The organism is Chloroflexota bacterium (assembly GCA_035652535.1).
In the GTDB taxonomy this organism is placed as follows: Bacteria; Chloroflexota; UBA6077; order UBA6077; family SHYK01; genus DASRDP01.
On sequence record DASRDP010000155.1, the window covers coordinates 15,164 to 32,458 of the forward strand.

The window sequence follows — 17,295 nt, forward strand, 5'->3', positions numbered from 1 at the left end:
CGGCCTACGGGCCAAATGGCGAACGGCGCAGTACTATTCCGTTGAGGCGAACATTCGATGTTTGGAAATTCCCGGAGGAGGCCAGGATGGCTGCGACAGAGCCCGCGAAGACCCAGACCGGCGGCTACAAGGACATGCGCTCGTACATGGCTGCGCTGGAGGAAGCGGGGCTGCTGCGGCACGTGACGGCGGAGGTCGATCTCAAACACGAGATCGGCGCCATCGCCGCGCGCTCCCTCGAGCAAGGGGGGCCAGCGCTCCTCTTCGAGAACGTCAAGGGGTACCCGGGGATGCCACTCGTCGTCAATCTGGTTTCGAACAACCGGCAGCTCGGCCTCGCATTCGGCACCGAGCCCGACGAGGCGCAAATCTACCAGAAGCTCGTGTTCGGCATGAGGAACCGGATTCCATCGCGCATCGTCCCCACGGGCCCGGTAAAGGAAGTCGTCGTCAAAGGTGACGACGTGGACCTCTTCAAGTTCCCCACCCCGACGTGGCACGAGTACGACGGTGGGCAGTACATCGCCACGACCGCCGGCCTCATCACGCGCGATCCGGTCAACGGGCACCTGAACATGGGATCGTATCGGGCGATGATCAAGGACAAGAACACGGTCTCCTGGTCCGGTGGTACGCGAAGCCGTTCCAACCCGTCGGGCGGCGACCACATCCTGATGAACGAGGAGCAGGACAAGCCGACCCCCGTGGCCATCGTGCTGGGCATGGACCCATATCTCAGCCTCGCGACCGGCTCACCGGTGCCGGCCGACGAGGAGGGACAAACCGAATACGAGGCGGCCGGTGCATGGCGAGGCGAGCCTACCGAGCTGGTCAAGTGCGAGACGAACGACCTGCTGGTGCCGGCCAACGCCGAGATCGTGCTTGAGGGGGAGGCGCTCCCGCACGCCCGGACCGAAGAGGGCCCTCACGGCGAGTCGACCGGGTTCTACGGCGAGAACAAGAACGCCTTCGTCATCAAGATCAACTGCATCACGCACCGCCGAAATCCGATCAGCTACGGCCTCATCTGCCAGCTCATCGAGGACTACCCGCGCCAGCTCTTCCGGAGCGGGTCGTTCCTCACTCGACTCCAGAAGGAGGCGGGCATGCCCAACATCCGCGAGGCGTACTTCCCCGAGGTCGGGCGCATGGGCATGATGATTGTTTCCGCCGAGATCCGCGACAAGGACGACCCGAAGCGCATCATGGATGCCGTCTGGGCGCTGGACAAGTGGCGTTGGGTCATCGTCGTGGACGACGATTGCGACGTGCGCAACTGGAACGACGTGATGTGGCGGGTCGTCTCGGCCGCGGACCCTGATAAGGGCCAGGTCATATTTGGGAAGCAGCACGAGCCGCGCGAATCCGCCCGCACCGACGAGCAGGACTACGATCCGCCCCGCCGAGGCATGGGGATCGACGCCACGATGCGCCTCAAAGACACGTACTTCCCGCGCGTCAACCGGGTGAGCCGCGAGCTAACCAACCGCGTCGCAGCGCGATGGCGAGAGCTGGGCCTCGCGTAACGGGTCGCCCCCAGCCCTCCCTTCCGCCGCGGCGGGGGAGGGGTGATTGGACCCTCCAGCGCTCGACCGCTGCCTCGGGGAAGGGGGGCCTCGTCGCATCGCCCACCACGGTGGGAGAGGTCGGCCGCGTGGCGCGGCCGGGTGAGGGTCGCCCCCGCTGCCCCGTGGGCGAGGGCGCTTGGCGGTTCGCTACTGCAGGTCCCAGAGGTAGGCGTTGCGCGTGTACGTGCCGTAGGGCATCGCCGGGTCGGCGCCGCCGTCGACATCGTCGAGGGCATGAACGCCTTTGCGCACTGCCAGGTGGCTCGCGCCGAAGTAGATCGGCAGGATCGGCAGCTCGGCCGCCACAAACTCCGAGAGCGCATGCATGGCCTCGAGCTGGTCCCGCGGGGAGATGCTCGTGTTGTACCGCGCGACCAGCTCCTCGGCGCGCGCGTCCTCATATCCTCCGCGATTCCCGGTCCAGCGGTTCTCGGGCGAGCCCGCCGGGCCCTCCAGCCTCCCCAGGACCTGATCGCCCGAACCCGCTGAGCTTGCCTCCCAGCTCGGGTAATGGGCGCGATATTCCAGGTTTCGGACCTGCGCACCGGGGATCTTGAACTCCTCCACCTCGAGACCGATCCGACGCCAGTAGTCGGCGTAGATCGCCATCTCCCAGTCGCGGGCGCCAACCGTCGTCCAAATGGCGTTGTGATAGACGCGACCATCGGCGACGTTATGGAGCACTCCGTCATTTCCCGTGATCCAGCCAAGGTCACGAAGGATCGCTTTCGCGCGATCGGGATCGTAGGGGTACCTCCGGAATCCGTCGCGCGTCGCCTCATAGAGGTGGTCGCTCGGCGGCAGAAGGGACCAGGCCGGCCCTTCCCGTTCGGACACCGAGTCCCGATCGATGGCCTGGTATAGCGCCCCGCGCACCCGGGGGTCGAGATTGGCCGGCTCCGTTTGCACCGAGGGCCGGAATTGCGGCACGAGGAATCGCGTACCGGTCAGGACGGTGTACACGGTGCCCTCGCCCGAGCTATCCCACCGGTCCTTTAACTGGAACCCGAGCTGCGTGCTGATCGCCTGACTCACCATGATGTCCACGCTGCCCGCCAGGAGGTTCGTGAACAGGGCGTTCTCGTCGGCGAAGAAACGAACGTGGATCACGTCCAGCTTCGGGCGACCCAGGAAGTACCCATCATACGCCTCGAAGTCGAGCTGTTGGCCCGCCTCGTACGACGTGAGGCGGAAGGGCCCAAGGTGCACGTACGCGGTCGTCCAGTAGGGAAGCTCCGAGAACTCGTCCGCGTCCTGCGTCTGGAGATAGCGCTGATACGCGTCACCCAGAAGGTGCTCCGGCTGCGGCCAAAATTGCGTGAATCCGAGCGCCGCCCCGTTGATGTACGGCCGCTTGAACGTGAGGTTGAAGGTCAGATCGTCGGGAGCATCGAACGCGTCGATGAGCTTGGCCGCGTACGCGTAGTTGTTCGGAAGCCCGCGGTCGGTGAGGACCTTCCCCGAAAAAACGAGGTCGCCGGCCGTGAAAGGAGCCCCGTCCTGCCAGGTGATTCCGGGTCGAAGGTGGTACGTCACCCGCATACGGCCATCATTGAGGAGCTGGATGCTTCCATCATCGATGGAGGGGACCGACGCGGCAAGTTGGCCGGCTGGCTCGTGGGCGTGCGCGTCGGACGTGATCAGCCCGTTGGTGTTGATCTCGATAATCGATGCCCACCCCCCTGCGCCGGTCGACGAGCCCATAATGCCCATGCCCTTCACGCTTGCCGTCGCGGCAATGGTGATCGCCTTGCGCGTTCCGGTCGGCGCCGCCGGACCAGGCCCACTGGAACTTGGGACGCTGGACGGAGGGGTGCCGCATGCGGACATCGAGATGGCCCATGCAGCGAGCAGGCAGGCGGCACGCGTACGCGCGCCGCGGGAAGTGATGGACGTCACAAATAATCTCCACTTTCGAGAGGTTGATCTCGCCGAGCCAGAATACCGGAACGCATTTCACCGGGACCAGCCGATCGGCTCGTCAGTTGGCAAGGAGTTGGCCAGCGGCTGTGGTCGATCGAGATCGCCGCTATACTTGTCGCCAGCATGAGTTCGAATCGCGAGGTGAGCGCCGTGGCAATTGACGCAAAGGTCCAGGCTCGGCTCCGAGGGCACACCGACGACAACGTGGGCGAGGGCGGCCCGCGGGAGAATGTGGTCGATCGCCAAATGCTGACGACACCGAGCTGGCAGGTCGCGAGCATTCCCGCCAATGCCGTCGTGAAGCAGCGCGGGTCGCGCATCGGACTGACGGAGAACCGCTACGCCCAGGTGGCCATCAATGTGTACCCACCCCACCGGCGCGACGAGATGCACTGCCATCCCGGCTCCGAGCACATCTTCACGTGTTGGCAAGGGCGCCTGACCATTCGTGGCATCAATCCCGGTGAAGAGGTAACGCTGAGCCCCGGCGAGTTGGTCCACATCAAGGCCGGCCACTATTACCAGCTCTGCAACGACACGGACGAGACGGCGGTTCTGCTCCAGGTCGCGACGATCCCGCCGAAGAAGCCGCCCACGAATCGCCGATCCTTCCGCCGCGCAGGCGACGTCGAGGCGGAGGCGATCAACATGCGCGGGCTCACACCGGAAATGGCCGCTATAACCGTCTGGAACTAAGTAGGCGCCGAAGTGCGCGCGTCTGGATAGCTCCCGATGCGCGCAACCCGCCCGTTCATGGCTGCACAGATCATCACTGTTTGGAGTTATGCATGCAGGATCCGGACCGCTGGTGGCACCGACTCTACTATGACGATTGGGTCGCGCGGGAAGGGCTCGAGCTGATCCGCGGCCACCGCGTCGAAGACGTCTTCACGCAGCCGCTCCGGTACTGGCCGCGCACCGACGGTTACGCCGTACACATCGCCCTGGATGGCGCCGCCGAGCAGGCCGCCGCGTATGTGCAGGAGATCCCGCCCACGCGGAAGCTCAATCCCCAGCGGCACATGTTCGAGGAGCTGGTCTATATCCTCAAGGGCCGGGGCAGTACCAGCGTCTGGTACGACGAACAGAACAAGCGCAGCTTCGAATGGGGACCAGGAAGCCTATTCGCCATTCCCCTCAACGCCTGGTTCCAGCACTACAACCTGTCGGGCACCGAGCCCGCCCGCTACATCGCCACGACCACCGCGCCCACGATGATGAACTTCATCCGCAACGACGACTTCATCTTCAACAACGACTTCCGCTTCACCGACCGCTTCGCCGAGGAGGAAGACTACTTCAATCCCGAGGTGAAGACCCGCGTGTTCGAAGGGTGGGGCGAGCCGACCGACGTGTGCTTCAGCAACCTCTGGCCCGATATCAGCCGGATCGAGCTATACAAGCCGCGCGAGAACTCAGAGATCTCGCGGGGGATTCGCACCCGCGGCTACAGCTTCGAGCTGGCCAACGGCGTGATGGGCTCCCACATCCTCGAAGCCCCCGGCGGCACCTTCACCAAGCTCCACCGCCATGGGCCCGCGGCCCATGTGCTCTGGATCCGCGGCGAAGGCTATTCGGTCCTGTGGCCGGACGGCGGCGAAGACAACAAGATCAAAGAGGACTGGAAGGTGGGCACGCTTATCGTGCCGCCGACGTGGTGGTGGCACCAGCACTGCATCACCAGCCGCGAGCCGGGGCGTCACCTCGCCCTCAAGCTGAGCAGCCGGAAGAACATGGTCAGCCGCTTCCACGAGCGCACGATGGTCAGCACCAAGAAGGGCGGCCAACAGATGGACTATGACGACATCCCCCCGGAGACCATGGCCGAGTTGAAACGGATTTTCCTCGAGGAGTGCGCAAAAAAGGGCACGCCCGTGGATCCGGATATGGGCCCGATTATCGGGGGATAGGCTCAGCCGTACTTCTTGACGATTCCCTCGACAGTTCCGAGGCCCTTCTGAAGATCTTCGGCGCTCATGACCGGGGTCATCTCGATTTCGGCGTCGAGTCCAAAAAAGAAGCGCTCGGCCACTTCTGCCACCTGGGACGACTCGGTCATGTTGATCACGAAGAAGCCGGCCCGGTCGCCCAGCTCGGGATAGAAGTACGCCGCCTCGGGCTTCAGGTCCTCCTGCAGCATCTGCATGACCTTCGCGACCCGACCGCTTCGCAGCGCGTCGTTGCCAACGTCGGTCGGGAATCGGAACTTCACCATCATGCGCATCGCACTCTCCTCACGTGGTGTAGGATGGGGACGTTCGCGGGTCAGATCGAGAACCTCTTATCGGGGACAAGGGATTATGCAGGAATCGGACGAGCAGCGTGAGATCGCGACCTTTGGCGGCGGCTGCTTCTGGTGCCTGGAGGCCGTGTTTCTCCAGCTCCGCGGCGTTGAGCGCGTCGTGTCCGGCTACGCCGGCGGTCATGTCGCGAATCCATCCTACGAGCAGGTATGTACCGGCGCCACCGGTCACGCGGAGGTCACGCAGGTCACCTTCGACCCCACGGTGACTTCCTATCGCGATCTCCTGGACGTCTTCTTCACCATCCACGATCCGACGACACTCAATCGCCAGGGACACGACGTCGGCACGCAGTACCGGTCCATCATCCTCTATCACACCGCCGAGCAGCACGCGGCCGCCCAGCAGACGATCGCCGCCCTAACCGAGCGGGGCCTGTTCGATGCGCCCATTGTGACCGCCGTCGAGCCGCTGACTGCCTTTTACCCGGCCGAGGAATATCACCAGAACTATTTCGCGCGCAACCCATTCCAGCCCTACTGCCAGGTCGTCGTCGCGCCGAAAGTCGCGAAAGCCCGGAAGGACTTCATCGAGAAGCTGAAGCGCTGAGCTGCCCGCTACTGGCGAATTCCCCGGACGCTCGGCATGCCGACACCGACCACGGCCACGCCCGCGAGGCACGCCAATCCCATCAGGGCGATCGTGTGCGGTGAACCGATGGCGGCGGCCAGGGCACCCGCGAGGATGCCGCCAAGGGTGAGGGCCACCTGGCTCTGCTGGTACATGCTCATCACGCGTCCCCGGATCTCGGGCTCGGCATGGCGCTGAAGAACGGTGTTGATGAGCACCGTGCACGTGACACTGCACGCGCCAATCACGACCATGAGGACCATGGACAGGCCAAAGTCGGCCGACAGGCCAAACGCCGTTTCGGCCACGGCCAGGAGAGCCCCGCCGATCAGCATCACCGGACCTTTGGGGAATCGATCGCCCTGGCCAGCTACGACGAACGCGCTCGCCAGCGCTCCGAGGCCCAAGGCAGTGGCGAGAAGACCCTGACCCGATGCGCCCACGCGCAGCTCATCACGCGCGACCGCGGGAAGCAGCGTCGCGAACGAGAGGCCGAACAGCGCGACCAGCATCACCATCGTCATTCCACCGCGGATCACCGGGTGGCGCGCGATGTACCGCCATCCGTCGATCATGCCGGCAAGGATTGAACCGGTCGGCGATCGGGCCCCTTCCACCCGGGCGCCCACGCGGAGCTGGATCGTCCACACGGTCGAGAAGGCATAGATCACGCCCTGCACGACGTAGGACCATCCCGGCCCCACGGTCGCGATGAGGGCCCCGGCAGCCGCCGGGCCGAGACTCATGCTCACGTTCCATGCGACCGAGTTGAGCCCAATGGCGTTCGTGAGCCGTGCGCGATCCACGGTTTCCGCGATCATCGATTGTCGCGCTGGGATCTCGAAGACCTGGACGATCGCGACGGCGAGCCCCGTGACGTACACGTGCCAGGTCGCGACGCGGTGGTCGAGGATCAGCGCCGCGAGTACGAAGTTCAGGATGGCGTTGAGAACCTGCGCGACGATGAGCTGCACCTTTCGATTGCTTCGGTCCGCCATCACCCCGGCGATCGGACTCAGCAGCAATCCGGGGAGCATGCGCACCCCGGCGACCAGGCCCAACTCCACCGTGGAGCCGGTGAGGTCGTACATGAGCCAACCGCGGGCCACCTGATCCATGGCGATGCCCATGGAGTTGCCGAACTGCGCACCCCAGACCAACCGGTACTCGCGGAAGCCCAGGGCCGCGAACATCGGCAGGCCCACCAACGGACGCAGCGCCAGCGGAGCGCGCGTGGGCCAGGGCTCACCGTGGACGCGGCCGTTCTGCGATCGCTCGGGCGCGGCAGCGGGCGCCACCTCCTGCCCGGGGCTCGGGAGCGTCATGCGACGCCGTTCACTCGAGTCGCACGTTCTTGGTGTAGTCGTAGTCTGGCGCGGTGTCGGCCTCGAAGCGCCACCGAACGCGATCGGGCGGGAAGGCGCCGCGCTCCACACGATCGAGGAAGTCCAGCGCGTGGGCCCAGGCGGCCTCTGACTCCGGCTGCCGATAGCGCCCCGGCATCGTGTCGTTCAGCCAGCCGTGCGGCGCGTCGGGATAGACCTTGAATTCGTAGCTCTTTCGCAATCGCTCGAGGGTTCCCCGGAATTGGTTGACCTGATCCAGCGAGATGACGTGATCGCGCTCGCCCCAGATGCCCAGAATCGGGGCGGTGCAGCGGTCCAAGACGGATTCCGCCGTCTGGTTGCCACCATAGAAGACCAGATTGGCCGAAACCTCGTGCCGAACGCTATTCAGCAGCAGCGGATAACTGCCGCTCTGGCACACTCCCATCGCGGCGATTCGGCGATTATCGACCTCCGGCATTTCCAGCAGGTAATCGAGACTCAGCGCGTAGTAGTCAGTGATCTCCTTGTCCGAAAGATCGAGACGCGCGTCACCCCGGTTAAGCGCCTCCTTGTCACCATCCCAGTGCGACGCCATGTCGGGGGCGATGCACACCCTGCCGTACGATGCGAACTTCGCGGCGAGGTCGAGGGTATGCTGAACGAGCCCGTAGCGTTCGTGGCCGAGGATCACGGCGCCGAACGGACCCGCGCCCCGCTTCGGGACCGTCACGAACGCTCGCGTCTTGTTTCCCGCGTCCACCCAGCGGGTCTCCGAGCCGAAGTAGTTGTGCTCCGCCACCACGATGCCACCCCCATCCTTTCGCCCGATGTCGCGCCACGGACCTACGGGGCCTGCCGCTGACCGGCGCAGGGCGCGTCCCAGGATGGCGCCATTCTCCCACAGCAACGAGCGCTAGCCAAGTCCGACGATTTCGTCCATACTGGCGCCAGAACCAGCCGATTTGGGGAGGACTACGATGGCCACGACGCTGCCCTTGACACAGCTCGAGCGGGAGCTTCGGCAAAAGGTCGCCACCTCGTGCCGGATCATCGGAAACCGCAACGTCACACGTGGCGCCCTGGGGCACGTGAGCGCGCGCGTTCCCGGCACCGACCGCATTTTGATCAAGGCGAAGGGCCCGGATGAGGAGGCACTCGAGTTCGCCGTCGAGCGCGACGTGATCGTCATCAGCATCAACGGTGAGGTGCTCGAAGCGCCGGATGGGCTGACGGCTCCCAACGAGACGGCCATGCACCTCGCGGTATTTCGGCGGCGCCCAGAGGTCATGAGCGTCATCCATAGCCATCCGGACTGGGTGGTGGTGCTCACCGGAACGAGTCGGCCGCTGGTGCCGATGGTCGGCGCATACGATGGCGGCGCCTCGCTCCGACTCATCACCGAGGGCGTTCCGGTCTACCCGCGAAGCCTCACCATCATCAACGACGAGCTGGGCGAAGACTTCATGAACACGATGGGGGACCATCGCGCTTGCCTGCTCGCCGGCCACGGGATGACGGTGGCGGGAGCGAGCGTGGAGGAGGCGACCCAGACGAGCCTCACCGTCTACGAGCTGGCCCGCCTCAACTACCTCGCCTATGCCATTGGCCAACCGCAGGCAGTCTCCGAGCAGGACCGTACGGAGTATCTGGCTCGCCGCGCCTCAGGCCCGTATACACCCGATCGTCGACGGGCGGGAAGCAGCGGCGAGCCCGCCTTCTGGCGCTATGAGAAGAAGCGTCTCCCCGACCTGCCGAAGAACGGCCGCTGACCGCAGACGGTTTGCATGGGGCTGACGGCTTGGCCGTCAGCCCCTTTCCGTGGCCAGATCAGGACGAATGATGGTGCGCGCCATCTCCGGCTGCCCGAGCCCGCGCGCGCTCCAGCACGTCCTCCGGTAGGTTGAAGGGGTCCCAGTCTCGACGGATCTCGCTGCTGATCTGGCGAAAGTCGCGGCGAAGGTCGTCCAGGGAGGCGCGGCCCCAGTAGTAGTAGCCGTTGTAGATCTTATAGATCCGAAGGTCCGGATACAGGACGAAGTCAAACGGCAGATACGGCTTGTGACGAAGATCGGTCGGCTCCAAGAGGCCCAGCTCCTGCTGAACCACGCGCTCCGCGTCCGATAGGATCGGGAATTTGGCTCCCAGGCCGGCGCGAAACGCGGCGTTCACCTCAACCGGGTCGACGCTCACCGCGACGATCTTCGCATAGGCCACGGCAAGCTCGGGCTCGAATTCCGTCAGCAGGCGCAACTGCACCTGACATTTTCCTCACCACCATCCCCGATAGAAGACGACGGCGAGCGGGTCCGCGCCGCGCGTGATCTCTGAGAGACGAACCACGGTTCCGGTGTGGTCGGGCAGTGCAATGTCGGGGAACTTCCCTCCGACGGCCAGGTCTGAGCGCATCTCAACCTCCACGGATCTCTTCCGTGGCAACGATCATATCCTCGATCTTGCCTACGCGCATCTCACGCCCCGAGGCGGGGGCGGCACGGTATGATGATCCTGGCTTGCACGTCGGCCGAGAAAGCCGACCAGCGGCCCCATGATGGACACAGGCGGAGGATGCGATGGCAGTCGAGACCGCGGGCACGACGCAGCCGGAGACGCAAGAGGCGACTGGCTCACCGTACGAGCGATGGGTTGCATCGACGGGGGTACCCGTCTACCGCGGATACTACGTGGAGGACGTTCGGACCCTCGAGCTGGGAGAATGGCCCGAGCGGCAATGCCGCGCACGGTTCCTCATGCTGGCCGGCCAGGAGGGGATCTCCGAGGCTCGCGTCACGGAGATTGCGCCAGGCCATACGCTCCCGCCCGTTCGGATGGCTCTCGACGAAATCGTGTACGTGGTCCAGGGCCGCGGGCTGACCACCCTGTGGGGTCGGCAGGACGACCAACGCATCACCTTCGAGTGGCAGGATCACAGCGTCTTTGTGATTCCGCGCACCTATGCATGCCAGCTTTCCAGCACTCAGGGCACGACCCCTGCGCGCCTGCTGCACTACAACTACCTGCCGGTCGCGATGTCCGTCATGCCGTCCGCGGACTTCTTCTTTGACAACGGGTACGTCGACGCGGCGGTTGTGGGCGGGGATGGAGCAAGCCTCTTCTCCGAAGCTCGCGTCGCGACGGGGCCCGACGCGAATGGCCATCCCTTCTGGTCGGGGAACTTCTTCCCGGATATGCGAGCGTGGGATCGGCTCGTGCCGTACCGCGCGCGCGGCGCAGGAGGCCACGCCGTCTTCATCGAATTCCCGCGGGCGCCCATCACCGCACACATGTCCGTGTTTCCTGCGCGCTCGTACAAGAAGGCCCATCGCCACGGTCCTGGCGTGGTGATCATCATTCCCGCGGGCGAGGGCTATTCCATCATGTGGGAAGAGGGGAAAGAGAAAATCGTGATTCCGTGGCACGAGGGGAGCGTCTTCGTGCCGCCGAACCGGTGGTTTCACCAGCACTTCAACGTCGGCGGCGATGCGGCGCGGTACTTTGCGTTTCACTCGCCGAGCGGGCTCTTCCCGTATAGCGAGAAGGTCGAGGACCTGGCACGCGACCAGATCGAGTACTGCGATGAAGACCCGTCGATTCGCCAGCGATTCGAGATCGAGCTGGGGAAGCGCGGCCTCAAATCCATCATGCCGGATGGCGCCTACAGGCAGCGTGACTACCAGTGGGAGTACCAGGAGGGGTGAAATGGCAGGGCTACGCCGCCGGGTCCTGATGGGAGGCCCAGCCGTCGCGACCTTCAGCCGGCGTCGCGTGGGCTTGTGTCTCCGCCTCGGCGCGACTCGACGCGGCTGATCGTCGAACCGCCTCGTAGCCGGCATCCATCGACGGCACGATCATGAGGTCCCGGCTACAGATCGACACCTGTTCTGGCGCGATGATTCGTCGGCCAGTGAGGAGCCGCCGCCAGAGCGGGACAGCGAGCGCGTAGCCTTCGACGCCGAGGGTGTCCGCGTCGATGTACACCTCCGAAACGAACCCCACGCGGTCGCCGCTATCGGCCATCACCTCGAGTCCCACGAGCGTGTAGCCTTCGATTCCGGAGTCTTCCTCTTCGCGAGCGCCATCGTTCGTCGCGTCCGCTCCGGCGAGCACAACCGCTTGCTGGCCAATCCTGCGGATTCGCCCGCTTGGGATGTATCGCTCGGGGAACTCACCAGACGGGCCGACGCGCATTCCGGTCACCCGGGCAACATTTGGATCGACCAAAACGTCGGCCACATACCCCATTCGGCGCGCGTTCGAAAGATCGATGACCGGCATACCCCGAAGCCGCGTGAGCCTGCGCTTCTTCTGGCGATAGGCGACACCATCGTGCCGCCCGTCAGTTCCGTCGGTCACCCGCACCATGGACATCGGTTGCTCCTGTATCTCGCGGTCCCGCCGCCCCTTGCGATGCAGGACTCCTCGAGGTCTTCCCTTTGTATCCTAAGCAATGGCGGCCCTTAATGGAATCCATTGGATCCGACCCGAGATTCCGTATAACTGCGCAGAACCCCCGGGAGCGCCCATGACGACCTTCCCCGCCAAGCGTCTCGTCGCGTTCACCGAACGCGTCCTCATCGCGCTCGGGGTGGCCGAAGCCGACGCGGCGTTGACCGCGGAGCTCCTCGTCCGCGCCGACCTTCGCGGCTACTCGACCCACGGCATCGGAATCCTTCCCGAGTACGTCCAGCGCTCCCGAGCGGGAACGATTCGCCTGAACGGGAAGCCCGCGGTCGTGCACGACTCGAAAGCCGCCGCGCAAATCGACGGCGATCTCTACCTCGGACAGGTGGTCGGGACTCGGGCCATGACCCTCGCCGTGGAGAAGGCCCATGCCCATGGCGTTGGCATGGTCGGGGTCCGCAACTGCGCCCACCTCGGACGTATCGCAGATTACGTCGAGCTCGCGGCCGACGCGGGGATGATCGGGATGGCGTTCGTGTCCGTCGGCGGTGCAAGCCTCGCGACCTTTGGGTCCGCCGAGCCGACCGGGAACTCCGATCCCATCGCTTTCGGAATCCCCGGTCCAAACGGGCAGCACCTCATCTTCGACTTCACGACCGCGGCGATGAGCATGCGGGAGCTGGCGCGCCGCGGCGCGCAAGGCGAGCCGATTCCGGCCGGCATCATGCTGGACCACGCCGGAAACCCGACCACAGACTACGCGCAATTCGCCGGACCTCCGCGAGGGGTCGCCCTGCCGTTCGGCGGCCATAAAGGATCAGGCCTGCATCTCGTCGCGGAAGTGCTGGCGGGAATTCTCACCGGCCACGGCACCGGGCTCAGCTGGGCTGCACGAGGCGGACCGGCGATCAACGGTGCGCTGTTTTTCGCCGTCGACGTCGCAGACATGATGCCCCTGGACGAGTTCCTGGAGGAGGTGAACGCGCTTGCAGCGTTCCTGCGGTCTTGCCGACCCATGGCCGGGGTGACGGCCATCCGCCTCCCCGGCGATGGCGCGCGGGTTCGCGCGTCAGAACGCAGGGATCGCGGCATTCCCCTCGACGATGCCCTCGTATCGAGCCTCAACGCCACGGCGGAGAGCCTCGGCGTCCCGACTTTAGCGTGACAACTTCAAGCGAAGGGCGTGCGGTGCCGATCCAAATCGCGTTCGAGAAGTTTCGTCTGGGCAATGGACTGGACGTCATCCTGCACGAAGATCACGCCATCCCAGTGGTGGCGGTGAACGTCTGGTACCACGTGGGATCGCAGAATGAGGATCCCGACCGAACTGGCTTCGCCCATCTCTTCGAACACATCATGTTCAAGGGATCCAAGCACCACAAGCGCGAATACTTTCTCCCGCTCCAGGAAGTCGGCGCGAACGTCAACGGCTCGACGACGACAGACCGGACGAACTACTACGAGAACGTCCCCGCCGAATACCTCGAGCTGGCGCTCTGGCTCGAATCCGACCGCATGGGGTACCTGCTCGAAGCGCTCGACGAAGAGGGTTTCGCGACCGAGCGCGAAGTTGTGAAGAACGAGCGTCGCCAGAGCTACGAAAACCGGCCCTATGGCCTGGCTGGAATCGAGATCCGCAAGGCGCTCTTCCCGCCGAGCCACCCCTATCACTGGCAGACCATCGGCTCGCAAGAACACCTCGACGCCGCCTCCATCGAGGACGTCAAGGCCTTCTTTCGGCGCTTCTATGCGCCGAACAACGCGAGCCTCGCGATCGCGGGCGACATCGACGTCGCCGAGACGAGGCGGCTCGTGGAGAGATACTTCGCGGACCTACCGCCTGCCGCCCCTGCCCCCCGCATCCAGCGCTGGACGCCGGGGCTGGACGGCGAAGTCCGGATCAGCTTCGAGGATCGTGTACAGCTTCACCGCCTCTGGCTCGCATGGGTCGCGCCGCCTCGCTTCGATCCCGACGAGGCGCCCCTGGACGTCCTGGTATCAGTCCTCAGCGAGGGCCGCAGCGCCAGGCTCTATCGGTCCCTCGTTCACGACCAGCAGGTCGCGCGCGAGGCGAGCGCGCGCTTCTCGGCGATGGAGATGGCTGGCGAGCTGCGGTTCGACGTCACGGTGGCCCCAACGGCGACCGTCGAAGCCGCGGAGCGCGCCCTGTTAGCCGAGCTCGACCGCGTCCGGACCTTGGCCCCGACTGCCGAGGAGGTCCAGCGCGCCGTCAATCGCATCGAGGCGCGCCACGTTCGCCAGCTAGAAAGCGTGGGCGGCTTTGGAGGCCGTGCCAACCTGCTCAACTACTACAACGTGTTTGCCGGCGATCCCGGGCGCGTCAATACCGACCTGGATCGCTATTTCGCCGTCACGCCCGATGATGTGCAGCGGGTGGCGAAGGCGTATCTCGGGCCGGGCCGCGTTCGGCTCCTCGTTACGCCGAAAGCAGACGTTTCCCCTGCGCCGGCTCAGATCGATCGATCGCAACAGCCAGGACCCGGCCGCCCGCGCGACTTTGCGCCGCCGGTCGCCCAGCGCGTCCGCCTCACCAATGGCACGGACCTCCTGGTCGTCAGCCGCCATAGCGTCCCCACGATTGTGACGGCAATTTACTATCCCGCCGGCGCCGTCGATGACCCGCGCGATGCCCCGGGCATCTCATCGCTCGCCGCGCGCCTCCTGATCGAAGGCACCGCGAGCCGAACGAGCGCCCAGATCGCAGAGGAGAGCGACTTCATCGCCGCGCGCCTCAACCTCACCGTTCACCGCGAGAACTTCGTCGCATCGACTGAGACTCTCACCCGCCACTGGTCGCGCGCGGTCGACCTGATCGGCGACGTGCTCGTGAACGCGGCCTTTCCGATCGACGAAGTGGAGCGCATCAAACGCGAGCGCTTGACCGACCTGCGGCGCCTGCGCGACGATCCGGCCGCTATCGCCGATCGGGCGTTCCTCGCCGTGCTTTACGGGCCGGACTCCCCCTATGGCCACCCCGACGTCGGGCGCGAGCGATCCATTGCCGGCCTGACGCGGGACGATATCGCCGAGCACTACCGGCGGGCAGTTCGGAGTCAACGGCCAACGGTGATCGTCGTGGGCGACGTGGAAGCGGACCTCGCCGCCGCCGAGATCGAGCGTCGACTGCCGCTGGCCCCAGCGGGCGACCTGGGGATCGAGCGCGCGCCGGATCGGCCGCCTGAGGCGTTTCCCCTGAACGAGCAGACGATCTTCTTGATCGACAAGCCCGGCGCGGCGCAGTCGGTCATCTGGGCGGGGCACCTGAGCATCCCCCGGCTTGACCGCAGCTATCTGCCGCTGGTCGTGATGAACATGGCCTTCGGCGGGCAGTTCACGGCGCGGCTGAACATGAACCTCCGGGAGGCGAAAGGGTACACCTATGGCTATCGGTCGCGGTTTGACTGGCGCCGAGAGCGATCAGCCTTCCGCGCCGGGGGCGCCGTGCACACCGCGGTCACGTGCCAGGCTGTCGAAGAGACCCTCAGGGAGTTCCGCGACCTCGTGTCCGGACGCCCCATCAGCGAAGCCGAGTTCGAGTCGGCGCGCCTCGGGTTGATTCGTGGGTTCCCGCCCACCTTCGAGACGCCCGGGCAGATTCTCGGTCGCTTACTGGACCTCGAGCACTTCGGCCTGCCGGGCGACTACTACAGCGGATTCATCGACGATCTCCGCGCCGTCACCCTCGCCGATGTCCGGCGCGCGACGGAGGAGCACGTCGACCTCGACCACCTGGCGATCGTCGTCGTCGGCGACCGCGCGGCGATCGAGGGTGAGCTTCAGCGGATCGGACTCCCGATCGTACATCTCGACTATGAAGGCTATCCGCTGGCGTAGCGCAGCATCCCGGACGACGCCGCGAGCGTCGGTCAGGTCGATCGGAGCGACTCGCACCACAGGCTGTCGATGGCGACCGGATTGTGGATCAAGCCTTCCTGCTGGGACTGCCGCATTCCACGCTCGAGCATCGCGCGATTGGCCTTGAGCCCGGACGGATACGGGTCCGCCCCGAAGATGGACGCCTGCGCCTCGTGGTCATCACCCTTGAAGAGCATCCCCGTCGCCGGATCCCGGCGGTATGCCTCCTTCTTGGACCGCTCGAACGCGTCGAACAACGCCTCCGGGACCCACGGGTTCTGCGCCACGACGCGCCGTTGCACGAGCAGCGTGTGGTTGACGGGCGTGAACCCGTTCTTCCGGACAAAGTCCGCCACGAAGGCCCTGCCGCCATCCGTAAAGAGCGGTCGCGCCTTCGACGATTGGGTCACCTCCGCCGCCTCGGTCGCGAACGTGGCGTCGATCTCCCCGTCGATGAGCATCTGCGCCAGCTTGCCCGGGACACCGACCCAGGTGATGGGGACGTCTTTCGGAGGGTCCTGATCGATTCCGAGCGCGAGACCGTGGCTCTGGCCCGCCCCGCGCCCGACGTACCACGACACATCCTGCGGTCGCACGTCGTACAGGTCCTGCACCATGGCGCGCATCCAGAGCGCAGCCGTCATGTTGAAGTCCGGCACGCCGAATCGCTTGCCCTTGAGATCCGCGAAGCTGCGCATCCCCGAATTGACGTTGACGTACGTCGTCAGGGCGAGGAACGCCCGACTCAAAAAGATCGGGACCCCCATCCAGTCCCACCTCGACTGTCCGTTCGGACGGTCCTTCGTGATCATGTAGGACGAGATTGAGAACTCGAATACGTCGAAATCGTTTTCTGTGAGCTGATGGTGAAAGAGCTGCTGAGGTGGAATGATCTGCCAGTCGAACTCGATCCCTGTTGCGGTCACCGAACCGTCGAGCAGCGGCTGCAGACGCGGATTGTTGGAGTGCGCGGCGCGTAGTCGGACCATCGTTCCTCCTCTCGACACATTGAATCCGTTCGAACGACAGACATCAACCCAGGGTCGCGCAGGGAGGTATCTCTGTGCAATCGGGTCTGTCGCTCACGTCCTCTATGATGAAAGCAGGAGCGGATCCGCCATCGCGCTGGCGAATCCGAATTCGAAGCGCAGTGGAGCCGAGGAATGCAGCTCGACATTCATGATCTCGAGCGCGCTGTGCTCAGCGGCTTGGTCGAGCAGGCTTATCGCGAGCTGAAGGCAGAAATCTATCGAACGGAGACCGATGCGTACAAGGGGGCGTTAAAAGAGCGGGAATCTGTGCTCGTGCAGCTTCTGCACAAGCTGGGCA

16 protein-coding genes are annotated in these 17,295 nt (G+C 65.1%); 8 read left to right on the forward strand and 8 right to left on the reverse strand.

The window, feature by feature from the left end; translation table 11 throughout:
* The first annotated feature begins 86 nt into the window (after positions 1–86).
* On the forward strand, positions 87–1,526 hold the full coding sequence (locus VFC51_19235) for a UbiD family decarboxylase (protein HZT09162.1): 1,440 nt from the start codon (positions 87–89) through the stop codon (positions 1,524–1,526).
* A 189-nt stretch (positions 1,527–1,715) separates the two neighbouring features.
* Here VFC51_19235 and VFC51_19240 read toward each other — a convergent pair whose 3' ends face one another.
* On the reverse strand, positions 1,716–3,467 hold the full coding sequence (locus VFC51_19240) for an ABC transporter substrate-binding protein (protein ID HZT09163.1): 1,752 nt from the start codon (positions 3,465–3,467) through the stop codon (positions 1,716–1,718).
* Between the two features lie 174 nt (positions 3,468–3,641).
* On the opposite strand from VFC51_19240, the gene VFC51_19245 reads away from it, so the two are divergent.
* Both VFC51_19245 and VFC51_19250 read left to right on the forward strand, forming a co-directional pair.
* On the forward strand, positions 3,642–4,187 hold the full coding sequence (locus tag VFC51_19245) for a cupin domain-containing protein (protein HZT09164.1): 546 nt from the start codon (positions 3,642–3,644) through the stop codon (positions 4,185–4,187).
* Between the two features lie 92 nt (positions 4,188–4,279).
* Positions 4,280–5,401: an ethanolamine ammonia lyase-activating protein gene (locus VFC51_19250; protein HZT09165.1), complete on the forward strand. Its 1,122-nt coding sequence runs from the start codon at positions 4,280–4,282 to the stop codon at positions 5,399–5,401.
* Between the two features lie 2 nt (positions 5,402–5,403).
* On the opposite strand, the gene VFC51_19255 is transcribed toward VFC51_19250, so the two are convergent.
* On the reverse strand, positions 5,404–5,715 hold the full coding sequence (locus tag VFC51_19255; GenBank protein ID HZT09166.1) for a DUF3303 family protein: 312 nt from the start codon (positions 5,713–5,715) through the stop codon (positions 5,404–5,406).
* Between the two features lie 76 nt (positions 5,716–5,791).
* Between VFC51_19255 and msrA the strand changes: the two genes are divergently transcribed.
* Positions 5,792–6,343, forward strand: coding sequence for a peptide-methionine (S)-S-oxide reductase MsrA (msrA, locus tag VFC51_19260; GenBank protein ID HZT09167.1), 552 nt, complete (start codon positions 5,792–5,794; stop codon positions 6,341–6,343).
* A gap of 8 nt (positions 6,344–6,351) precedes the next feature.
* Here the strand turns inward: msrA and VFC51_19265 are convergent, their stop codons facing one another.
* Together VFC51_19265 and VFC51_19270 are read right to left on the reverse strand one after the other, a co-directional pair.
* The gene (locus VFC51_19265) at positions 6,352–7,689 is read right to left on the reverse strand and encodes an MFS transporter (protein ID HZT09168.1); all 1,338 of its coding nucleotides are present in this window, start codon (positions 7,687–7,689) and stop codon (positions 6,352–6,354) included.
* 10 nt (positions 7,690–7,699) lie between these two features.
* Positions 7,700–8,494 carry a dienelactone hydrolase family protein gene (locus VFC51_19270; protein HZT09169.1) on the reverse strand — a complete coding sequence of 265 codons (795 nt, stop codon included), beginning with the start codon at positions 8,492–8,494 and terminating at the stop codon, positions 7,700–7,702.
* A 175-nt stretch (positions 8,495–8,669) separates the two neighbouring features.
* Between VFC51_19270 and VFC51_19275 the strand changes: the two genes are divergently transcribed.
* Positions 8,670–9,461: a class II aldolase/adducin family protein gene (locus VFC51_19275; GenBank protein ID HZT09170.1), complete on the forward strand. Its 792-nt coding sequence runs from the start codon at positions 8,670–8,672 to the stop codon at positions 9,459–9,461.
* 58 nt (positions 9,462–9,519) lie between these two features.
* Here VFC51_19275 and VFC51_19280 read toward each other — a convergent pair whose 3' ends face one another.
* Entirely contained in the window at positions 9,520–9,948 is a 429-nt protein-coding gene (locus VFC51_19280; protein HZT09171.1) for a redoxin domain-containing protein, read from the reverse strand.
* 12 nt (positions 9,949–9,960) lie between these two features.
* Entirely contained in the window at positions 9,961–10,098 is a 138-nt protein-coding gene (locus VFC51_19285; GenBank protein ID HZT09172.1) for a hypothetical protein, read from the reverse strand.
* Between the two features lie 164 nt (positions 10,099–10,262).
* On the opposite strand from VFC51_19285, the gene VFC51_19290 reads away from it, so the two are divergent.
* Positions 10,263–11,387 (forward strand): cupin domain-containing protein, encoded by a 1,125-nt coding sequence (locus tag VFC51_19290; GenBank protein ID HZT09173.1) that lies wholly within the window; start codon positions 10,263–10,265, stop codon positions 11,385–11,387.
* A 10-nt stretch (positions 11,388–11,397) separates the two neighbouring features.
* Here VFC51_19290 and VFC51_19295 read toward each other — a convergent pair whose 3' ends face one another.
* On the reverse strand, positions 11,398–12,057 hold the full coding sequence (locus tag VFC51_19295; GenBank protein ID HZT09174.1) for a PRC-barrel domain-containing protein: 660 nt from the start codon (positions 12,055–12,057) through the stop codon (positions 11,398–11,400).
* Between the two features lie 154 nt (positions 12,058–12,211).
* On the opposite strand from VFC51_19295, the gene VFC51_19300 reads away from it, so the two are divergent.
* Complete coding sequence (locus tag VFC51_19300) at positions 12,212–13,255, forward strand: Ldh family oxidoreductase (GenBank protein ID HZT09175.1); 1,044 nt, start codon at positions 12,212–12,214, stop codon at positions 13,253–13,255.
* A gap of 23 nt (positions 13,256–13,278) precedes the next feature.
* Positions 13,279–15,945, forward strand: coding sequence for a pitrilysin family protein (locus tag VFC51_19305; protein HZT09176.1), 2,667 nt, complete (start codon positions 13,279–13,281; stop codon positions 15,943–15,945).
* 32 nt (positions 15,946–15,977) lie between these two features.
* Here the strand turns inward: VFC51_19305 and VFC51_19310 are convergent, their stop codons facing one another.
* Complete coding sequence (locus VFC51_19310) at positions 15,978–16,955, reverse strand: hypothetical protein (GenBank protein ID HZT09177.1); 978 nt, start codon at positions 16,953–16,955, stop codon at positions 15,978–15,980.
* Positions 16,956–17,295 lie beyond the last annotated feature (340 nt).

Bases quoted from the DNA above. Each gene is read 5' to 3' on its own strand.
- VFC51_19235 (HZT09162.1), top strand. From the start codon at position 87: ATGGCTGCGACAGAGCCCGCGAAGACCCAGACCGGCGGCTACAAGGAC.
- VFC51_19250 (HZT09165.1), top strand. From the start codon at position 4,280: ATGCAGGATCCGGACCGCTGGTGGCACCGACTCTACTATGACGATTGG.
- VFC51_19255 (HZT09166.1), bottom strand. From the start codon at position 5,715: ATGCGCATGATGGTGAAGTTCCGATTCCCGACCGACGTTGGCAACGAC.
- msrA (HZT09167.1), top strand. From the start codon at position 5,792: ATGCAGGAATCGGACGAGCAGCGTGAGATCGCGACCTTTGGCGGCGGC.
- VFC51_19265 (HZT09168.1), bottom strand. From the start codon at position 7,689: ATGACGCTCCCGAGCCCCGGGCAGGAGGTGGCGCCCGCTGCCGCGCCC.
- VFC51_19275 (HZT09170.1), top strand. From the start codon at position 8,670: ATGGCCACGACGCTGCCCTTGACACAGCTCGAGCGGGAGCTTCGGCAA.
- VFC51_19285 (HZT09172.1), bottom strand. From the start codon at position 10,098: ATGCGCTCAGACCTGGCCGTCGGAGGGAAGTTCCCCGACATTGCACTG.
- VFC51_19290 (HZT09173.1), top strand. From the start codon at position 10,263: ATGGCAGTCGAGACCGCGGGCACGACGCAGCCGGAGACGCAAGAGGCG.
- VFC51_19295 (HZT09174.1), bottom strand. From the start codon at position 12,057: ATGTCCATGGTGCGGGTGACCGACGGAACTGACGGGCGGCACGATGGT.
- VFC51_19300 (HZT09175.1), top strand. From the start codon at position 12,212: ATGACGACCTTCCCCGCCAAGCGTCTCGTCGCGTTCACCGAACGCGTC.
- VFC51_19310 (HZT09177.1), bottom strand. From the start codon at position 16,955: ATGGTCCGACTACGCGCCGCGCACTCCAACAATCCGCGTCTGCAGCCG.